The organism is Fibrella aquatica (assembly GCF_041321135.1).
Classification (GTDB): domain Bacteria; phylum Bacteroidota; class Bacteroidia; order Cytophagales; family Spirosomataceae; genus Fibrella; species Fibrella aquatica.
Map to the genome: position 1 here is coordinate 1 of NZ_JBGGWF010000028.1, position 1,485 is coordinate 1,485.

1 protein-coding gene is annotated in these 1,485 nt (G+C 54.5%); it reads right to left on the reverse strand.

Annotation, left to right across the window (positions count from 1 at the left end):
* Nucleotides 1-84 precede the first annotated feature (84 nt).
* Nucleotides 85-1,386: a glycosyltransferase family 4 protein gene (locus tag ACAW87_RS25740; protein WP_370726545.1), complete on the reverse strand. Its 1,302-nt coding sequence runs from the start codon at nucleotides 1,384-1,386 to the stop codon at nucleotides 85-87.
* Nucleotides 1,387-1,485: the final 99 nt, after the last annotated feature.

Genomic DNA, 1,485 nt, shown 5'->3' on the forward strand with positions numbered 1-1,485 from the left:
GCTCCAGCTTCGGTAGTTGTAAACAGCTAATCACTTTACTACCGAAGCTGGAGCCGCAGCGGCGGACCGTTTCGGTGCTACATGTCATTCACCCAGTAGCGATTCGTACAAACTCGCGTACTGCCCGGCCACCACAGCCTCATCGTAGTGTTCCAGCACGTGCTGACGGGCGGCGTGGGCAATGACGGCGTAGTTATTCGGCGACAGACTCAAGAGCCAGTTCATGCCTGCGCTTAAGTCCTCAGCCGATTTGTATTGCGCCAAATAACCCGATTCTCGATGCTGGATCATTTCGGGAATACCACCCACCTCGAAGCCTACAGCGGGTGTACCACAAGCCATCGCCTCCATAATGGTGTTGGGCAGGTTTTCGGCCAATGAGGGAATCACGAACATATCAGCGGCGTTGTAGGCCTGACTGATTTTGACCATGTCGCTCAACGGGCCCAGGAAATGATATTGAAACGGCAGTTCGTGCAGTAGACCTTTATCACCCGCGCCGAAAATCAACAACTCTACCTCGCGGGGATTTTCGAGTTGACTATGAAGATGGTGTAACGCCTGCTGAAAATAGGCAAACCCTTTCCCCAGCGTGCTCACCTTTGCCGCCGCAAACAAAATCAGTCGTCGGTTGGTGGGCAAGCCCAGCGCCTGACGCGCTTCGGCCTTATCGATTGGCCGGAACAGATCGGTGTCGATCGGATTTGGAATATTCAGGACCGAAAATGGGCGAAACAAGCCGCTCTTACGTGCCCGGTTCGCCAGCCACTCACTACAGCCCACCGGCACCAGATGCGCAGATGAATACGCCTTTTGCTTTCGCTCCCAAACCTGATGCGATAAGTCGGCGGGGCCGGGATTACGCAGGAAGGGAACACAGTTACCGCATTCGCGCTGGTAATTTTCGCAGGTGCCGCTATGATGGCAACCGCCCGTAAACGGCCACATATCGTGCATCGTCCAGACAACGGGTTTTTCCAAACGCATCAGACTAGCTAATCCTTCCACCGAAAAAAAGCCGAAGTTCACCCAGTGCAGATGCAGAATATCGGCCTGACGAATCAGCGAATTATAGGTAAGATCAACCCCCGTAGTAGCGGGCGAAAACTGGAAACGGACTGACTTATCTTTCTCGTAGGGCAGAAATGACAACCGCTCACCACCAAATCGGGCAAAGGCCATTTTTTTGGCCAGAAAGCTGGTAGCCAATGCCTCCACATCAGCTTCGACCCGAGTAGACTCCTGAACCAGCAACGTACTGTCAACCCCGATCTGATTCAACGCCCGATTGAGCCGACCAGCCGCAACGGCAGCTCCCCCAGTAGTCTGGTACGTATTTAAATGAACAACGCGCAACGGAAACGATGATTTTACGGTGAATGACAAAGATAGCCTGTTTCGGCGTAGCCCCCCGCCCTGAAGGGTGCCCGCTGGCGCACGAGTAGCTCCGCCGCAGGTGCTTCGTGCGCCAGCGGGCACCCTTCA